Raw genomic sequence first — 18911 nt, forward strand, 5'->3', positions numbered from 1 at the left:
TTTTTAAACTACTTTTGCTTCTGAATGCAATAGCGTAACCAACTCTTTTACCTGATCTTGAATATCGCCACTTAAAACCCGTCCTGCTTCCTTTTTAGGCGGTAAATAAATTTCGATTGTTTTTGTTTTTGCTTCAACATCATCTTCATCTAAATCTAAATCATCTAGTTCCAGCTCTTCTAGCGGCTTCTTTTTCGCTTTCATAATACCTGGTAAAGATGGATAACGTGGTTCATTTAGACCTTGTTGCGCAGTAACCAGCAGCGGTAACGTTGTCTCAATAACTTCTGAGTCACCCTCTACATCTCTTACAACTGTTACGCTTGTTCCATCGATATCAAGCTTGGTTACCGTTGTAACGTACGGGATTTCTAATAGTTCAGCGACACGTGGACCAACTTGGCCTGATCCTCCATCGATTGCCACGTTCCCTGCTAAAACTAAATCCGGCGATTGGTCTTTTAAATACTGCGCTAAAATTTTAGCTGTTGTATATTGGTCTCCATACTCAACATCGTCTTCGATGTTAATTAACACTGCTTTGTCAGCTCCCATTGCGAGTGCTGTACGAAGCTCTTTTTCTGCTTCTTCACTTCCTACCGTTACAACCGTGATTTCTCCCCCGTGCTTATCTTTCAGCTGAATTGCTTCCTCTACTGCATATTCATCGTAAGGGTTAATAATAAACTCTGCTCCATCTTCTGCAATTTGACCGTTTTGTAAAGCGATTTTCTCCTCAGTATCGAATGTTCTTTTTAATAAAACATAAATATTCATTTATTTCCCCTCCTAAAGGTAGTTACTTCCCAACAAACTTTGGCTCTCTTTTTTCAATAAAAGCCGTAACGCCTTCTTTTGCATCTTCTGTATTGAATACGCTTCCAAAAAGGTGCGCTTCTTTTTCTACACCCTCGTAATAACGGTTCGTTTTTGTATACTGTAGTAATTCAAGAGTTGCTTTTACAGAACTTGGGCTCTTTTTAGCAATAGCTTCTGCTATCGCTGTTACTTTTGAATGCAGTTCCTCCTCTTCGTAGGAAGCATTCGCTAGTCCAAGAGTTACCGCTTCCTTTCCCTTAATTGGTCTGCTTGTTAGCATCATTTCACATGCCTTAGCAGTTCCCACATAGCGTGGTAGTCGCTGGGTACCTGCAAATCCAGGAATGATTCCAAGCTGCAGTTCAGGTAGGCCAAGCTTTGCATCATGCGTAACAAATCGCATGTGGCAGCTCATTGCTAATTCTAACCCGCCGCCTAGAGCCGCTCCATGAATCATGGCAATAATAGGCTTTGAATAATTTTCAATATACTCGAATAAGTCTTGACCTTTTTTAGCTAAGTTTTCATATTGAGTGGACTGTTGTAAGGAAGTAAACTCTTTAATATCGGCTCCTGCACAGAAAAAGCGCCCTTCACCTTTTAGAATAATAACTCGAGTTTCCTCAATTGTTTCGTACTTTTTTAATAGTTGTGAAAGCTCTTGTAATACGCCTTGAGACAACGCATTAGCAGGTGGGTTATTAAATGTAATAAACGTCATTCCTTGAATTGTTTCACTATACAAAGCGCTCAATTCTACTCACCTCTTGCTTCAATTTATGTAGAGCATGAGCTCTCCCCATTAAAGAGGAGAGCCACTGCATCCATTCATTAATAAATAGTGTACTTTTTTAGATAATTCGCTCAATTCGTAACGTTGATCATTCATCACCCATGTAGTGACCGTTTCATCAATTGTTCCAAATATCATTTGGCGTGCTAAACGAATATCCAAGTTTTCTGGAAACTCTCCTGTTTCAATTCCCTTTTGAAGAATGGTATCAATAACAGTAAGATAATCTTTTAATACATCATTAATTTTCAAACGAAGCTCTTTATTAGATTGTCTTAATTCTAACTGTGTGACAACTGCTAATGAATAATCGCTTGCTAAGAATGAGAAGTGTTTATCAATTAACATATACAGGCGTTCAGAAGCAGTGTTTACTTCAACGATTTCTTCCTGTACTTTTTCAATAAACTGCCCCATCTTTTCTTGAAATAAAGAAATTAATACGTCTTCCTTATTTTTAAAGTATAAATAAATCGTTCCATCAGCTACCCCTGCTTGTTTAGCAATCTTGGAAACCTGAGCATTATGGTAGCCGTTTTCAGCAATAACAATTACTGCTGCATCAATAATTTGCATGTACTTTGGCTTATTTCTTTTCAATCTAGATACGCTCCTTTAAAATATGAATGATGATTCATTCATATTTTTATAATAAAGAAATAAGATGATTCTGTCAATTGTGTTTTATAAAAAAAAAGAGACGACGTTTATCACGTCGCCTTTTTTTGGCTTTCTTTTTCTTCCTCAACGAGTGCTCTCCTTAAAATCTTTCCGACTGCTGTTTTCGGAAGTTCTTTTCGAAACTCGTATACCCGAGGAACTTTATATGCCGCTAAATATTGACGTGAAAAAGTATTTAATTCTTCTTCTGTACATGATACACCATTTTTTAGAACAATGTAAGCTTTTACTGTTTCTCCTCTATATTCATCTGGAATCCCAACCACAACGACTTCTTGTACTTTAGGATGTTCATAGAGTATCTCCTCAATTTCACGAGGATAAATATTATATCCCCCTGCAATAATCATATCTTTTTTACGATCTACAATATAGAAGAACCCACTTTCATCCATATAACCAACATCACCTGTTTTCAGCCATCCATCTTGTAACACAGCTTCCGTTTCGTCAGGACGTTTCCAATATCCTTTCATAACCTGTGGACCTTTTACCACAATTTCACCAACTTCATTAATTGGCAAAGCTTCACCAGTTTCAAAAGAAACAATTTTGGCATCTGTATCTGGCCAAGGAACACCGACACTCCCTCTAATTCTCTTTGCCCAAACAAAATTAGAGTGTGTAACTGGAGAGGTTTCGGTTAAGCCGTAACCTTCTACTAACTTTCCTCCCGTTATTTCCTCAAATTTTTCCTGTACTTCAACAGGGAGAGGTGCAGAACCACTAATACATGAATCAATGGATGACAAATTATATTTGCTCAGATCTGGATGGTTTAATAACGCAATATAAATAGTTGGTGCACCTGGAAATAAAGTAGGCCGCTGCTTATGAATCGTTTTTAAAACACTTTCCGCATCAAATTTGGGTAATAAAATCATTTCATAACCTTCTAAAACAGATAAGATGAGTACGGTTGTTAAACCATATACGTGAAAGAACGGTAAAACTCCAAGAATCTTTTCCTGACCTTGTTTGCATCGATAAAGCCAATGAGAGCACATTGTTGCGTTCGCTACTAAATTTTTATGGGTAAGCATAACCCCTTTTGGAAATCCAGTTGTTCCACCAGTATATTGTAATAAGGCAATATCCGCATTAGAAGTAACGTCATATACAAAGATTTCAGATTCTCTTTTACGCTTCATAATAGTTGGGAATAGGTGCGTATCACCCATATGCTCAACTTGAACAGTGATGGTTTGCTGCTTTTTTTGTACATAAGGATATAATAGGTTTTTCGGGAATGGTAAGTAGTCTTTAATTGAAGTTGAAATAACGTGCTTAACTTTTGTTAACGCTTTCACTTTTGAAATGCGTGGATACAATAAATCTAAACCAATAATACATATTGCTTCTGAATCATTTAATTGATACTCTAATTCTCTTTCTGTGTACAACGGATTAGTTTCAACAACGATTCCTCCGGCTAAGAGAACCCCGTAAAAAGAAATAACAGCTTGAGGACAATTGGGCAGCATTATGGCGACTCGATCTCCGTGTTGGACACCTAGTTCCTTTAGGTATACAGCTAACGTAATGGCTTGCTCGTATAGTTCATGAAACGTGAGTCGTTTTCCTAAAAAATGCACAGCACATTTATGAGGATTCTTCTTAGCTGCTTCCTCAAAAAGCTGTGCTAATGTCTTTTCACTGTATGCAAGTGAATGAGGTACTTCAGGTGGATATTGAGAAACCCATGGCTTATCAAGCATACTGCTCCCTCCCTTTATTTTTAAAATTTTCTTTCTTCTTAAAGTATACTACTTTTGAACCAGCGGTTAGCATGACAAATAGTTATAAAAAAAGAGAAGAGGTTTTCACTCTTCTCTTCTCTAACTAACTCATGAAAAAAACAACAAATATATAAGGCCAATCACCATAAACAATCCACATAGTCCAATCAATACTTTTGCCAATAGTTCCATGTCTCTGCTCCCCTATCCAATTCCTGCACCAATGACAAACGACATGCCAACAGAAATAATCAATGAAATCAAGCCGACTGCGCGATTATCCTTTTCAATCTCGTCGTCGATTCGAAACTTTGGTGTTAAAAACTCAAAGATAAAGTAGCTGATTAACAAAAGAACAAATCCATAAATTCCCCAACCCAGCATTGTAAATAAATTATCATTATGCTCAATAGAGTATTTAAAAATATTGGCTAAGCCAAATATTTTACCTCCTGTAGCCATGGCAACTGCAAGATTTCCCTTTTGAATCTCTTCCCAATTTTTATACTTTGTTACGAGTTCAAAAATCGCTAAAAATACAACGATACTTAATATAACAACGCTGTAGTAAGCGGCTGATTCCACGTACGGATCTTTCCAAAAATTATCCATTCCTTGCAGCTCTCCTCCCCCTCATTTTCTCTATTACTTAAATTCTACGACAGTAACACCTGTCCCTCCTTCACCAGCTTCGCCAAATCGAGCTGATTTAACCGAACGATGGTTCTTCAAGTATTCTTGCACACCTTTTCGTAAAGCACCAGTTCCTTTTCCATGAATAATAGATACGCGTGGATACCCTGCAAGAAGCGCATCATCTAAATATTTTTCCACTCGACTAAGTGCATTTTCAAATCTTTCTCCTCGAAGATCTAATTCTAAGCTAACGTGATAGTCTTTACCTTTTACCGTTGCAAGAGGCTTTGTTTCAACAGGTTTTGGTGAGTTGATATACTCTAAATCTTTTTCTTTTACTTTCATTTTCATAATGCCCATCTGAACTTGCCACTCATTACTCCCCGTACGCTCAATTAATGTGCCTTTTTGTCCCCATGTTAATACTTTTACTTCATCTCCTGACGACAGAACTCGTTCTTGCTTTTGAGGTTTAGAAACTTTCTTTTTACTCTTCTCCAATGTAGGGACTGCATCTTCTAGACGCTTTCTTGCTTCAATGAGCTCGTGCTCTTTAATCGATGCCTGCTGATTTTTTTGCATTTGTCGTAAATCTCGGATAATGTTTTCTGCTTCTTGTGATGCTTCCTTAATTGTATCTTCAGCTTTTTTTTCTGCTTTTTCATAGAGCTTATCACGCTGTTCATTAAATTCAATGATTTGACGCTGAAGCTCTTGATGAAGCTTTTCAGATTCCTTACGTAACATTTCCGCTTCAACTAGCTCAGCTTCTGATTTACGTCTGCTCTCTTCAAGAGCCGCAATCATGTTTTCTACTTTATTTGTCTCAGAACCAATATAACTCTTAGCATGATCGATGACTTTATCTTCTAGCCCTAGTCGCTTGGAAATTTCGAATGCATTACTTCGTCCTGGTACACCAATTAACAGCTTATAAGTTGGACTTAACGTTTCAATATCAAACTCCACGCTCGCATTCACAACACCAGCACGGTTATATCCATATGCCTTTAATTCTGGATAGTGAGTGGTTGCAACCACTCTTGCACCGCATCCATATACTTCATCCAAAATCGAAATAGCTAAAGCTGCTCCTTCTTGAGGGTCTGTACCCGCTCCCAGCTCATCAAATAAAACAAGACTTTTGCTATCTACTTTCTTTAAAATATCTACTATATTAACCATATGAGAAGAGAACGTACTTAAACTTTGTTCAATTGATTGCTCATCTCCAATGTCAGCAAATACGTTTTTAAACACTGCCATCTCTGAACCGTCTAGCGCTGGAACTTGAAGACCTGATTGAGCCATTAATGTAAATAAACCAATTGTTTTTAGCGTAACGGTTTTACCACCTGTATTAGGACCAGTGATAACAATTGACGTATAGTCATTACCAAGCTCAATGTCATTGGCTACCACTTCATCCTGTGAAATCAAAGGATGCTTCGCTTTAAATAGCTTAATGTAACCTCGGTCATTCATTTTTGGCTTTGAAGCTTTTAATTCATGACTATAACGGCCTTTAGCAAACATAAAATCTAATTCACCAAGCAAATAAACATTTTGTCTCAGCTCATTTGCTACTTCTGCTACTTGAGTCGTGAGTTCAATCAAAATCTTCTCGATTTCTTGCTTTTCTTTCATTTTTGCTTCTTGCAATTCATTATTTAACGTAACAATTGCTTGCGGTTCAATAAATAGTGTTGCACCTGAAGATGATTGATCGTGAACGATACCCCCGTAAGCACTTCGATACTCTTGTTTTACCGGAATAACAAATCGGTCATTTCGAATTGTTACAACCGTATCTGAGAGCATTTTTTGAGCAGAAGATGAGCGAACTAAGCTCTCTAGCTTTTGGCGAATACGTGATTCAGTCGAACGAAGTTTTTGACGAATACCTCTCAGCTGTTCGCTAGCACCATCTAGAACTGTTCCATTTTCATCGATACTCATCTTAACTGCTTGCTCTACTTCTGGGAGCGATATTAACTTTTCAATATGTTCTTGAATAATTGGAATTTGAACGTCTTCGTCTTCCGCTAACTGTTCAATAAATTGTCTTAATTGTCTCGCTGCATAAATTGTACCTGCAATATCTAAAAGCTCATTTGGACTCAATGTTCCTCCAATTTCAGCTCGTTTTACGCTTTGTCTTACATCCGAAATCCCTCCCAAAGGGGCATGTCCACGAAGCCTTAGAACCGTTGTTGCTTCATCTGTAGCATCCTGCCATTTTAACACCTGTTCATAGTCTGTAGATGGAACAAGCTGTTCTACTTTTTCTCTTCCTAGAGATGAGGCAACTTTTGTAGCTAGTTGTTCTTTTACTTTATTAAATTCAAGCACTTGAAAGATCCTTGGTTGCAAAATAAATTCCTCCTGATAATTATTACTCTTTATGGCGATTTAAAAATATCTTTAACTCATCTAAATTATACGTATTCAATACTGTTTCAGGCTTTAACCATCCCTTTACGCCAGTTGATACACCAACCTTCATGTCTTCTAACATCTCAAGGTTGTGAGCATCTGTATTAATAGCGATTTTCACCCCTGCTTCTTGTGCTTTCTTAATGTGTTCTGCTGCTAAATCTAAACGATTCGGGTTTGCATTTAACTCAAGCGCAGTATTGGTTTCTTTAGCAAGTGAGATTAACAAATCAATGTCCACATCATATCCTTCTCTTCGACCAATTAAGCGGCCGGTTGGATGTGCAATTAAATCTACGTGTTGATTGGTTAATGCATTTTTCAAACGCATCATAATTTCTTCACGTGATTGTGAAAAGCTTGAATGGATAGACGCAATGACAAAGTCCATTTCCGCTAATAAATCGTCTTCATAATCAAGCGTCCCATCTGGTAAAATGTCCATTTCAATTCCTGCTAGAATTGTAAAATCAGTATATTTTTCATTTAACCTCTTTACTTCTTCTCGTTGCTTGCGAATACGTTCTGGTGTTAATCCATTAGCTACTTTTAAATACTGTGAGTGATCGGTAATAGCCATATATTCATAGCCTTTTGCTCGACAGGCTTCAGCCATTTCTTCAAGCGAGTAACCTCCATCACTCCAAGTTGAGTGCATATGTAAGTCACCTTTAATATCCTCATGTTTTAAGAGCTCTTGGTTCTTTATAAACACATCTACTTCACGTCCATCTTCTCTCACCTCGGGTGGAATGAATGCTAGTCCAAAATGGTGATAGAACGCTTCTTCTGTTTCAAATGTTTGAAGTTCACCTGTTTCTACGTTTTCCACACCGTACTCACTAATCTTCTCTCCGTTTTCTTTGGCTAATTGACGCATGCGAACATTATGATCTTTAGAACCCGTGAAATGATGAAGCGTTGTAACAAAAGCTTCATCTTGGACAAGACGGAAGTCAACAGATACATCATAATCATAGCCTAGCGTAACAGAAACTTTTGTATCTCCATTTGAAATGACATCTTTAACAAGTGGTAATGACACAAGCTGTTCTCGAACAGCTGCTGGGTTTTCCGTTGAAATGATAAAATCCAAATCTTTTACCGTTTCTTTCATTCGTCTAATACTTCCAGCTTGTGAATATCGAATAATATCTGTCATCGCTTCTAGTTGTCCTAGAATTTCTTCAGCAATTGGCAGCATGAATGCAAGTGGTAAACGCTCTGGTCTTTTTCCATATTCCGCGATTGCAGCTAAAATCTTTTCTTCCGTTTTCTTACCAAAGCCGGCTAATCCCTGAACTTTTTCATTACGGCAAGCTTCTTCTAATGAAATGATGTCCACAATGTCCAGCTCTTTATATAACTTCGCAATCTTTTTCCCACCTAATCCAGGAAGTTTCAAAAGTGGCACTAGTCCTTCGGGAACCTCTGTTTTCAAGTCGTCTAATACGGATGACTGACCTGTCTCTCTAAACTCTTCAATTACCGTCGCCGTACCTTTTCCAATTCCTTGTAGAGCTGTTACGTCTCCAATGTCGCTTAGGCTACGCTCATCGCTTTCAAGAGCTGCAGCAGCTTTACGAAAAGCAGAAATTTTAAATGGATTATCCCCTTTTAACTCCATATATATAGCAATAGTCTCCAAAAGTTTAATAACATCTTTTTTATTCATTATTCAACCTCGATTCAAGATTTATATGTATGAGTACCGTCTATCTTTATCTTTACTATTTTGACACTAAAAAGCTTTATTTACGTTTAGTCCTTCTTCATTATTGTAAAACAAAAAAAGAGGATTTCAAAAGTATTATGCCACTTCTGAGCAATCCTCTCCACTGTCTATTTAAATTAATTACTTATACCATACCGTATTCTGTCCACAAATCTTGAATAACAGATGATAGATAAGGTGTATTTTCTACAATATTTGTAGCAATTGCCGACTGCTGAATCGCCATTTGTACGTCATTTACAGGAAGAACAGCTCCAAGATATAGTAAAATGAATACAAGAACGTAAACCTCTACAAATCCTAATGCTCCTCCTCCCCATCTATTCAACTGACGTAAAATTGGAAGGTCCGTTAAAGCAGTTAGTACAGAACCAACCATACGTAAAACAAGACGGGTTACAAAGAACAAAATCGCAAAGGCAATCATGCGGTAAAAAGCATCTTCAAGAAACGCAGGATCTAGTACAAATGAAGCAACGCTTTGCTGTTGCATATTTGGAAACGGAATTAACAAACGTAGTCGAGGTGCTAAATCTGCGCTAAAAATATAGGCCACAATAAACGCTACGGCAAAACTCACAAGATGAACAATTTGTAGTATCAGCCCGCGTTTTAATCCAGTAACAAATCCCAACAGCAGCAGGATAACTAAAATAATGTCTAACATTAGAAGTCTCATTCCTCTTTCCGATGAAGTTTTTTTTCTAACATTTCATATTCTTCTTTGAGCTTTACATACTCATTTACAATATTCACCGCAGTTAGAACAGCTAATTTATTAATGTCTAAATACGGATTCTTTTTGCTAATCTCCCTCATTTTATCATCAACGATAGAAGCCACTAGTCGAATATGACTAGTACTTTCTGTTCCAACAATTTTATAGGGTTGGCCATATATATCAACTGTCGCACGTGTTTTATCTTGTCCTGACACGAGAAAGTCCTCCGTTCCACGAAAAATCCTAATCAATATCATATCATGAAGAAGACTGCAATGGAAACATATCAATATTTACGTTATTATAAAAAATAGACGTTTATTTGTAAAATAAGTTGACTTACCAGCTTATTGACAAAGAAAGGTGGAGACATATGTCACACGCTGTTTTAACACTGTCATCTGATGACATCTTCAAAATGAAAGCATTTTACACCCCGCATTTACAGGCTAAAGTGCCTGCTGGTGCATTATTTACTGCAAAAACAGGAAGTTGCTCAATCACTGCTTATAGATCTGGAAAAGTCCTTTTTCAAGGAAAAGATGCAGAGACAGAAGCTGAGAAGTGGGGCAAGACAACCGCGCCGACAAAAAAGAAAGTCTCTAAAGCCAATACAACTTTACCTCCAAATTTTAGTGAGCTGTCAGTAATTGGTTCTGATGAGGTAGGGACTGGTGATTACTTCGGTCCAATGACCGTTGTTGCTGCATACGTAAAAAAAGAGCAAATTCCATTGTTAAAAGAGCTTGGCGTTCGCGATTCAAAAGATTTAACCGATCAAAAAATTATCTCACTTGCTCAGCAATTAATAAAAATTATCCCATACAGCTTGCTCGTTCTACATAATGAAAAGTACAATACTTTCCAAGAACGCGGGATGACTCAAGGAAAAATGAAAGCACTTCTTCATAATAAAGTCATTTTAAATGTGCTAAATAAGCTTAGTCCCGAAAAGCCAGACGCGATTTTAATTGATCAATTTGTTGAAAAAAATACTTACTACAAGCACATTGCTAACGAAAAAGCAATTGCTAATGAAAACGTATATTTTAGTACAAAAGGCGAAGGCGTACATTTGGCAGTAGCTGCTGCTTCTATTATTGCAAGGTATGCATTTTTAAAACAGATGGATAAACTTTCGGAAACGGTCGGTATGACCATTCCTCGTGGCGCAGGCAAACAGGTGGATATTGCAGCTGCCTCCATTATTAAAAAGCACGGAGTCAAAGGTTTACACTCCATTGCTAAAACTCACTTCGCAAATACGGAAAAAGCTTTAGCTTTAGTCAAAAAATAAGGAAGCGCCCAAGGGCGCTTCCTTATTTTTTATGAACGTAAACTTGCTTTAAACTGTTCTTCGACCACTTTCAATACATTAGCATGAGCTGCTGATACTTCTTCATCCGTAAGCGTGCGCTCTGGATCTAGATAACGTAAGGAGAAAGCGACAGACTTTTTGCCTTCTTCCATTCTTTCACCATCATATAAGTCAAACACTGCAACTTCTTTCAATAGTTTTCCACCAGCTTCATAAATCGCTGTTTGAAGTTCTCCTGCTAATACTTCCGTATCCACAACAAGAGCAATATCTCTTGTAATTGATGGGAAGCGAGGAATTGCAGAATAGCGAACTTCTTCTATTTTCGCTGCAAAGATTGCTTTTAGGTTTAGTTCAAATACATATGTTTCGCGAAGACCATATTGTTTTTGTATGACTGGGTGTAGCTGACCAACGTATCCAACTTCTTGACCGTTTAATACAACTGCTGCTGTACGGCCAGGGTGCATGCCTTCTTGGTGTGTAGGTTGATATCCAACTTGATTATCAAGACCTAATGTTGATAATAACCCTTCCACAACACCTTTGACCACATAGAAATCAGCTGCTTTCTTTTCGCCTTGCCAGCTGTGAGAATGCCATAAGCCTGTAATTGCACCCGCTACTCTCTCTTCTTCTGTTGGTAGCTTACCTTCTTCTGTGCCTAAGAACACAGAACCTGTTTCATATAACGCAATTGAGTCCGTTTGACGGGCGTTATTATGTTTCACAGCTTCAAGTAAGTGTGGTACTAAGCTTTGACGAAGAACGCTACGGTCTTCACTCATTGGCATTGCTAGGCGAACTGTTAATGCAGTATTTAATGCAAACTGTGTTGCTTTATCCGCACTTGTTAATGAATATGTTGTTGTTTGAGCTAACCCAGCCCCTTCTAAGAAACGGCGTACTTTACGACGCTTTAGCTGATAATCTGATAAACGACCTGGCGTTGCTACAGTCACAGGAAGAGTTGTTGGCAGATGATCGTATCCATACATACGAGCTACTTCTTCCACGATATCTTCTTCAATTGTAATATCACCGCGACGCGTTGGAACGGTTACAATGATAGTATCCTCTTCCACTTTGCTTTCAAACTGAAGGCGATTCATGATTTCTTGAACTTCGTCCATTTCTAATTCTGTACCAAGAACGTGGTTAATACGCTCAAGCGCTACAGATACTACAGCAGGCTCAATTGTCATTTCATCAAATTCAACTGTACCTGAAATAATTTCCCCACCAGCATACGCAGCCATTAGTTCAGCAGCACGATCAGCTGCTACGCGCGTACGGCTTGGGTCGATTCCTTTTTCAAAACGTGCACTTGCTTCACTGCGCAAACCGTGTTCTTTAGAAGTCTGGCGCACAGATAATCCGCGGAAGTAAGCAGATTCAATTAACACATTAACTGTGTCATCTTGCACTTCAGAATTCGCGCCTCCCATTACACCAGCCAAGGCAATTGGATCTTTGCCATTTGTAATAACAAGCTGATTTCCTTTCAGTACGCGTTTTTGATCATCAAGAGTTACAATTTCTTCACCTTCTTTTGCACGACGAACAACAACTTCTTTTGAGCCAAGACGATCATAATCAAACGCATGAAGTGGTTGGCCGTATTCAAGTAAAATGTAGTTTGTAATATCAACTACGTTATTATGTGGTCGAATGCCAGCTGCCATCAAGCGCGTTTGCATCCACAGTGGTGATGGCGCAATCTTAACATTTTTTACAACACGTGCTACGTATAGCGGATTATCCTCTTTTGCTTCTACTGCAACTGAAATGTAATCAGATGCTTTTTCTTCCGATTCTTGAAGCTCCACCTTTGGATATTTCACTTCGCGATTTAAGATTGCTGCTACTTCATGAGCTACGCCTAGCATACTTAAACAGTCTGAGCGATTTGGCGTTAATCCAAGCTCTAATACTTCATCATACAAGTTCAATGCCTCTAAAGCATCTGCTCCAACTTCAGCATCATTTGGGAATACGAAGATTCCTTCTTGATAGTCTTTTGCGACAAGCTTGCTTTCAATTCCAAGCTCTTGAAGAGAACAAATCATGCCGTTTGATTCTTCACCGCGAAGCTTAGCGCGTTTAATTTTAAAATTACCTGGTAATACGGCGCCCACTTTAGCTACGGCTACCTTTTGACCTTGTGCTACGTTTGGAGCACCACAAATGATTTGAACTGTTTCATCCCCAAGGTTAACTTGACAACGGCTTAACTTATCTGCGTTTGGATGTTGTTCACGTTCTACGACATGACCGATAACAACACCACTTATCCCTTTATTTAATTTTTCTACACCTTCAACTTCAATTCCACTTTTTGTGACTTTATCAGCAAGCTCTTCTGCTTTTACTCCTGATAAATCTACATATTCTTGCAACCAACGATATGATACAAACATGTTAGTCCCTCCTTTATACTTGTTTGAATTGATTTAAGAAACGAGCATCATTTGTATAGAAATGACGAATATCATCAACGCCGTGCTTTAACATAGCGATACGTTCTACACCGATTCCAAATGCAAAGCCGCGATATTTCTTCGAATCATAGCCGGCCATTTCAAGTACATTTGGGTGTACCATACCAGCACCTAAAATTTCAATCCACCCTGTTTGCTTACAAACGTTGCAGCCTTTCCCTCCACATTTAGCACACGATACATCTACTTCAACAGATGGTTCAGTAAATGGGAAAAAGCTTGGACGCAGACGAATTTCACGCTCAGCCCCGAACATTTTTTTCACAAACACTTCAAGTGTTCCTTTTAAGTCACTCATGCGAATATTTTCATCTACCACTAAACCTTCAATTTGCATAAATTGATGGGAATGCGTAGCGTCATCATCATCGCGACGATATACTTTACCAGGACAAATGATTTTAATTGGACTTTTTTCTTCATTTCCATTCATTACGCGCGCTTGTACAGTTGATGTATGAGTACGCAATAACGTTTCTTCGGTAATGTAGAACGTATCCTGCATATCACGAGCAGGGTGACCTTTTGGTAAATTTAACGCTTCGAAGTTGTAGTAATCTTGCTCTACTTCAGGCCCTTCAGCTACTTCATAGCCCATGCCTAGGAATAAATCTTCAACCTCTTCAATTACGCTTGTTAACGGATGATGCGTACCCACTTTAACTGGTCGGCCAGGCAGTGTTACATCAATTGTTTCTGAAGCTAGCTTGCGGTTAATTTCTTCTGCTTCTAGCGCTACCTGCTTTTCTTCAATCTTTGAAGCAATTGCTTCACGTACTTCATTTGCCAGTGCCCCCATTACAGGACGCTCTTCAGCAGATAATTTCCCCATTCCGCGAAGTACTTCTGTAATTGGTCCTTTTTTTCCTAAATAAGCTACACGTACATCATTCAATGCTTTTAAATCTTTTGAGTCATTAACTTTAACAATGGCTTCTTGTTGCAGCTCTTGTAAACGCTCTTTCATTTAATAATCCTCCTTTTGTTTTAAAAAATTGCAAATAAAAAAACCTCTCCCCAAAAAGGGACGAGGTTTAATCGCGTTACCACCCTTGTTAACCATACAAAAGCATGGTTCACTTCATTAACGTTAACGGAATATCCGGAACACCTTTACATCAAAAATGATGGTCCAAGTGTCAACTCAAGAGGTGAATTCACTTATCACGCTTATAAAAATGCTTTCAGTCACGGCATTTTCTCCCTGAATAACGTTACATAAGCTACTGCTCTCTATCACTGCTTTTCGCATATTTAGCTATTGTATTATTATAGTGAAAACGGCTAGCCGTTGCAACTACATTCCACGTAAATAGTACATTAAAATTGCTGATGCAATTGCTACATTTAAGGATTCACTCTTTCCAAAGATCGGTATATATAAGTTCTGGTCCGTTTCACTCAGCACCGTTGAGCTTACACCGTTCCCTTCGTTACCAACAATCAGAGCAAAAGCTTCTGGCTTTTCAACTTCTGTATACACCGAAGCATTTTGTAAGGATGTACCATACACGTTAATTCCAAGTTCCTTTATCTCTTTAATCGCACTAATTAAATCTTTCTTAATAACAGGCAAGTTGAAAATTGCACCTTGAGTCGAACGGATGACTTTACTATTATAAACATCTACACAGCCTTCTCCAATAATGACCGCATCGATTCCAGCCGCTTCGGCTGTCCGAATAATAGTTCCTACATTACCTGGATCTTGGACGGCATCTAACAGTACTAATCGACGCGCTGTCTGTATAACTGATGATGACTGGTTCTGGTAACATACTGCGGCAATTCCCTGGGGGGTTTCCGTATCAGCAATTGCTTTAATAACAGCAGACGTCACCACAATAATCTCAATCGTATCAACATTCCAATGTGATGGAATATCAACGTTATCAGCAACAATGAGATGCTTAATCATTTCTCTTTGGTTCAAGGCTTCTTCCACAAGATGAAAACCTTCCACCAAAAACAATCCTTGATTATCACGTTCTTTTTTTGTGTGTAATTTTTTCCATAGTTTAACCTGTGGGTTCTTCACGGAATCAATGCGCTTCACCAAACATAACTCCTCTATTTATCAATTTCAGTTACGATACATAAATTGAATGTGACATACACAAACTATTTTTGATTTTACTATCTATAGTTGAGGTGATCACGATGGATCTTAATTTACGAAATGCTATTATATCAAATGTTTCAGGTAATTCTCAAGAAGAGCTTGAAGCAACGATTATGGATGCTATTAAAAGCGGTGAAGAAAAAATGCTTCCGGGTCTAGGGGTGCTTTTCGAAGTACTATGGGAAAACTCACCTAAAAGTGAAAAAGAAGAAATTTTAACAACCCTTGAAAATAGCTTAAAGTAAGTATAAAAGGTGCACTCAAACTGAGTGCACCTTTTGTTTTATTCAAACGTAATTTTATTAACCGTTTCACGATCAAGTTTTTTAATCACTTCTGTAATTAACTTCACAGCATTTTCATAATCGTCGCGATGTAACATTGCAGCGTGTGAATGAATATAGCGAGTAGCAATTGTAATAGATAGTGCAGGTACTCCGTTAGCTGAAATATGAATAGCGCCTGAATCAGTACCACCGCCTGATATCGCATCAAATTGGTATGGAATGTTCATTTCATCAGCTACGTCTGTTACAAAGTCACGTAGACCTTTATGAGAAACCATCGATGCATCATATAAAATGATTTGCGGACCTTCACCCATTTTTGACGCTGCTTCTTTCTCTGACACCCCAGGCGTATCACCAGCAATACCTACATCTACCCCAAATGCAATATCGGGTTGAATAAGATTAGCTGATGTTTTTGCACCGCGTAAGCCAACTTCTTCTTGAGCTGTTCCAACACCGTATACAACGTTTGGATGCTCTTGCCCCTTTAAATTTTTGAGCACATCAATAGCAATAGCACAGCCGATACGATTATCCCATGCTTTTGCTAACAGCATTTTTTCGTTATTCATAACGGTAAATTCAAAATAAGGAACGATTTGATCTCCAGGCTTGACGCCCCACTCCATTGCTTCTTCACGGCTAGATGCGCCGATATCAATAAACATATCCTTAATCTCAACGGTCTTTTTACGCACTTCAGCTGGTAGGATATGCGGTGGTTTAGAACCAATAACTCCTGTAATATCACCTTTACGCGTTACAATTGTGACGCGCTGCGCTAGCATTACTTGCGACCACCAGCCACCTACCGTTTGAAAACGAATGAAGCCTTTATCATCAATTTGAGTAACCATAAAGCCAACTTCATCTAAATGACCTGCAACCATAATTTTAGGGCCTTTTTCATCTCCAACTTTTTCGGCAATAAGGCTTCCAAGTCCGTCTGTTGAAATGCTATCAGCGTAAGATTCAATATATCTTTTCATCACTTCTCTTGGTTCACGTTCGTTTCCAGGAATACCTTTTGCATCAGTTAAGTCTTTTAACATTTGTAATGTTTCATCTAACTTTTTCATCTATTCATACCCCTTTCATATGTATATCTTTTATTATATAAGAAAGCATTTTCAGAGGAAACGGTTTCTTCTTAATACCCTTCATCTTGACGCTTAAAGTTTACTTCATTTTTCATAATATAAGCCGTTTTCACTTCTTCAGCTGCAAAGCCAAGAACTTCTCCAAGTCCCATATATGAAGAGAACGCTTCTATGTACTGTTCTAGGCTTACGGTTGCTTTTAATTGTGTGAGCAAAGAGAACACGTGTAAGAATTGTTCTGTTGCAGTTTCTTTGTCCGCATTAACCGGAAGCTCTTCAATTGAATCAAACCCCCATTCAATCCCTAAAGATAACAAGAAATGAACGCCGTCTACGAACTCTTCTAAAATAATCTTTTTATCTGCTGACGGTTTTAGGCTCCAAAACTTAAAACAACGCGTTTCATTAGCCAGCTCACCTAATTCTACTAATAAAGCAAGAAGCTTGCGTGAAACCAAATCCTCGTTTTGAAGATTATGATTTGTTTCAATATGTTGGTCTAGCTGACGCTGCATGTTAAATAAAGACTTTAAGTTCATATCTAATCTCTCCTAAAATAAAATAAATATTAATATAAAACTAAAAATAAATGAAACCTTTTCCCCTTTTATACGTACTGTTAGGAAACAACCCCTGGCAAGGAGGCGATATTGCTTTGATTGTGCTCTTAATGCGACTATTAGTAATTGCTTTATTAGTCTATTTTGTGCTTTTTATTATACGATACGTTCGAAATCCAAAGCGAAAATTAATGCAAGCCAAAGAGCAAAATGAGTTTTATGTAATTGATGAAGCAGAAAATATTCGTAAAAACTTAGAACTAACGTATAAAGGTATTTTGTTTGAAGGTGAAAAATATATAAATGAACAAGTTTTTTCTATTACTATGTTATTAAAAAACCCTGACCAGCTCAATGATTTAACTCATGAAGATATAAGATCAGTGTCCACTAAGGTATCAACTTTATATCCAAAAGCTATTATTACCTGGAAAAGTCCTGTACGAGAGTTTTTAAAGAAAGAGCCACAAAAGCAGTAGCTTTTGGGCTTTTTTAGTGAGAGAACATTTGAAAAACAATGTGCTTACTTCTAGTTGAAAAAAGCCTCTTTGCTTGGCCTAACTCCCATTACAAATTTCTCCCTTTCCGCAGGGTAAGTACCGAGCCTCCTCGTAAACTGGGGGATCTCTCCCTGCTCACTACTCATCAAGTTTGAAAACTATTTCTGGAAACATTAAGCCTTTTATTACTATTCGTTGATAATCAGCTTCTACTTCATAAATTTTCACGCCTTCATTGTCTGCCCCACTTCGTTCTTCACATTATTTACATATAGATTAGCAATAAAGCCACATGAATGATTACTAAAGAAGGGAGACCGAAACGAAAGCTTGCATGCTTTGTTTTATGACGATAGAGATTCATGCCAATCGTTGCCCCTAGAGCTCCTCCTATAATAGCAATAGTCCAAATAGTCTGCTCTTTAATTCTCCATTCATTTCGCTGAGCTCTCTTTTTGTCTGTATTCATTACGTATAAGCCAACAAGATTAATAAACACTGCGTATATTATCAAAAACAAAAATAATCCCTCCAATAAACAAAAAAGCCTTGCTACCTCGTGGTAACAAGACTTTTCAGTAGAAAATTACTTTTCTAAACCTTTTTTAGCAGCTGCTGCTAATTCAGCAAATGCTTTTTCGTCAGCTACAGCTAAGTCAGCAAGCATTTTACGGTTAACTTCAATACCTGCTAATTTTAATCCGTGCATTAAACGGCTATAAGAAAGACCGTTCATACGAGCTGCTGCATTGATACGTGTGATCCATAATTTACGGAAATCACGTTTTTTCTGACGACGGTCACGATAAGCATACATGTATGATTTCATTACTTGCTGATTAGCAACTTTGTATAATCTATGCTTTGAACCGAAGAAACCTTTGGCTAATTTTAAAACTTTTTTACGACGTTTGCGTGTTACTGTACCGCCTTTTACGCGTGGCATAATTGTTACCTCCT

General features: G+C 38.0%; 19 protein-coding genes and 1 other annotated feature. Of the genes, 3 read left to right on the forward strand and 16 right to left on the reverse strand.

Annotated elements, in window-relative coordinates; genetic code table 11:
* Positions 1-3 precede the first annotated feature (3 nt).
* The 9 genes from EPL02_RS18305 to zapA form a co-directional block, all read right to left on the reverse strand.
* Positions 4-777: an electron transfer flavoprotein subunit beta/FixA family protein gene (locus EPL02_RS18305; protein ID WP_094911843.1), complete on the reverse strand. Its 774-nt coding sequence runs from the start codon at positions 775-777 to the stop codon at positions 4-6.
* A 22-nt stretch (positions 778-799) separates the two neighbouring features.
* Positions 800-1540 (reverse strand): enoyl-CoA hydratase, encoded by a 741-nt coding sequence (locus tag EPL02_RS18310; RefSeq protein WP_094911989.1) that lies wholly within the window; start codon positions 1538-1540, stop codon positions 800-802.
* A gap of 81 nt (positions 1541-1621) precedes the next feature.
* Positions 1622-2212, reverse strand: a complete 591-nt coding sequence (locus EPL02_RS18315; RefSeq protein ID WP_025907840.1) for a fatty acid metabolism transcriptional regulator FadR — start codon at positions 2210-2212, stop codon at positions 1622-1624.
* A 110-nt stretch (positions 2213-2322) separates the two neighbouring features.
* Positions 2323-4011 (reverse strand): long-chain-fatty-acid--CoA ligase, encoded by a 1689-nt coding sequence (locus EPL02_RS18320; protein WP_131888364.1) that lies wholly within the window; start codon positions 4009-4011, stop codon positions 2323-2325.
* A gap of 225 nt (positions 4012-4236) precedes the next feature.
* Positions 4237-4644, reverse strand: coding sequence for a DUF350 domain-containing protein (locus EPL02_RS18325; RefSeq protein ID WP_094911845.1), 408 nt, complete (start codon positions 4642-4644; stop codon positions 4237-4239).
* A gap of 33 nt (positions 4645-4677) precedes the next feature.
* On the reverse strand, positions 4678-7041 hold the full coding sequence (locus EPL02_RS18330; RefSeq protein WP_131888365.1) for an endonuclease MutS2: 2364 nt from the start codon (positions 7039-7041) through the stop codon (positions 4678-4680).
* A gap of 22 nt (positions 7042-7063) precedes the next feature.
* A complete protein-coding gene (gene polX / locus EPL02_RS18335) occupies positions 7064-8779 on the reverse strand; it encodes a DNA polymerase/3'-5' exonuclease PolX (RefSeq protein ID WP_131888366.1) in 1716 nt (571 codons plus the stop codon).
* A gap of 184 nt (positions 8780-8963) precedes the next feature.
* Positions 8964-9506, reverse strand: a complete 543-nt coding sequence (locus EPL02_RS18340; protein WP_094911847.1) for a CvpA family protein — start codon at positions 9504-9506, stop codon at positions 8964-8966.
* 8 nt (positions 9507-9514) lie between these two features.
* Positions 9515-9775 carry a cell division protein ZapA gene (zapA, locus tag EPL02_RS18345; protein ID WP_094911848.1) on the reverse strand — a complete coding sequence of 87 codons (261 nt, stop codon included), beginning with the start codon at positions 9773-9775 and terminating at the stop codon, positions 9515-9517.
* Positions 9776-9933: 158 nt separating this feature from the next.
* On the opposite strand from zapA, the gene rnhC reads away from it, so the two are divergent.
* Complete coding sequence (gene rnhC / locus EPL02_RS18350) at positions 9934-10857, forward strand: ribonuclease HIII (RefSeq protein WP_094911849.1); 924 nt, start codon at positions 9934-9936, stop codon at positions 10855-10857.
* Positions 10858-10886: 29 nt separating this feature from the next.
* On the opposite strand, the gene pheT is transcribed toward rnhC, so the two are convergent.
* The 3 genes from pheT to EPL02_RS18365 form a co-directional block, all read right to left on the reverse strand.
* Positions 10887-13298, reverse strand: a complete 2412-nt coding sequence (gene pheT, locus EPL02_RS18355) for a phenylalanine--tRNA ligase subunit beta (RefSeq protein WP_094911850.1) — start codon at positions 13296-13298, stop codon at positions 10887-10889.
* Positions 13299-13311: 13 nt separating this feature from the next.
* Positions 13312-14346, reverse strand: coding sequence for a phenylalanine--tRNA ligase subunit alpha (pheS, locus tag EPL02_RS18360; RefSeq protein WP_094911851.1), 1035 nt, complete (start codon positions 14344-14346; stop codon positions 13312-13314).
* A 53-nt stretch (positions 14347-14399) separates the two neighbouring features.
* Positions 14400-14628, reverse strand: a binding site (T-box leader).
* 48 nt (positions 14629-14676) lie between these two features.
* Positions 14677-15435, reverse strand: a complete 759-nt coding sequence (locus EPL02_RS18365) for a TrmH family RNA methyltransferase (RefSeq protein ID WP_094911852.1) — start codon at positions 15433-15435, stop codon at positions 14677-14679.
* Positions 15436-15539: 104 nt separating this feature from the next.
* On the opposite strand from EPL02_RS18365, the gene sspI reads away from it, so the two are divergent.
* Positions 15540-15746 carry a small acid-soluble spore protein SspI gene (gene sspI / locus EPL02_RS18370; RefSeq protein ID WP_061784967.1) on the forward strand — a complete coding sequence of 69 codons (207 nt, stop codon included), beginning with the start codon at positions 15540-15542 and terminating at the stop codon, positions 15744-15746.
* Between the two features lie 38 nt (positions 15747-15784).
* Here sspI and EPL02_RS18375 read toward each other — a convergent pair whose 3' ends face one another.
* The gene (locus EPL02_RS18375) at positions 15785-16870 is read right to left on the reverse strand and encodes a M42 family metallopeptidase (protein ID WP_131888367.1); all 1086 of its coding nucleotides are present in this window, start codon (positions 16868-16870) and stop codon (positions 15785-15787) included.
* Between the two features lie 71 nt (positions 16871-16941).
* Positions 16942-17430 (reverse strand): dUTP diphosphatase, encoded by a 489-nt coding sequence (locus EPL02_RS18380; protein WP_094911854.1) that lies wholly within the window; start codon positions 17428-17430, stop codon positions 16942-16944.
* Between the two features lie 116 nt (positions 17431-17546).
* Between EPL02_RS18380 and EPL02_RS18385 the strand changes: the two genes are divergently transcribed.
* Positions 17547-17930, forward strand: a complete 384-nt coding sequence (locus EPL02_RS18385) for a hypothetical protein (protein ID WP_131888368.1) — start codon at positions 17547-17549, stop codon at positions 17928-17930.
* Between the two features lie 286 nt (positions 17931-18216).
* Here the strand turns inward: EPL02_RS18385 and EPL02_RS18390 are convergent, their stop codons facing one another.
* Positions 18217-18471 (reverse strand): DUF1294 domain-containing protein, encoded by a 255-nt coding sequence (locus tag EPL02_RS18390; RefSeq protein ID WP_131888369.1) that lies wholly within the window; start codon positions 18469-18471, stop codon positions 18217-18219.
* 66 nt (positions 18472-18537) lie between these two features.
* Positions 18538-18897, reverse strand: a complete 360-nt coding sequence (gene rplT, locus EPL02_RS18395; RefSeq protein WP_061784963.1) for a 50S ribosomal protein L20 — start codon at positions 18895-18897, stop codon at positions 18538-18540.
* Positions 18898-18911: the final 14 nt, after the last annotated feature.

The organism is Bacillus sp. CBEL-1, assembly GCF_004348885.1.
GTDB classification, from domain to species: domain Bacteria; phylum Bacillota; class Bacilli; order Bacillales; family Bacillaceae_H; genus Priestia; species Priestia aryabhattai_A.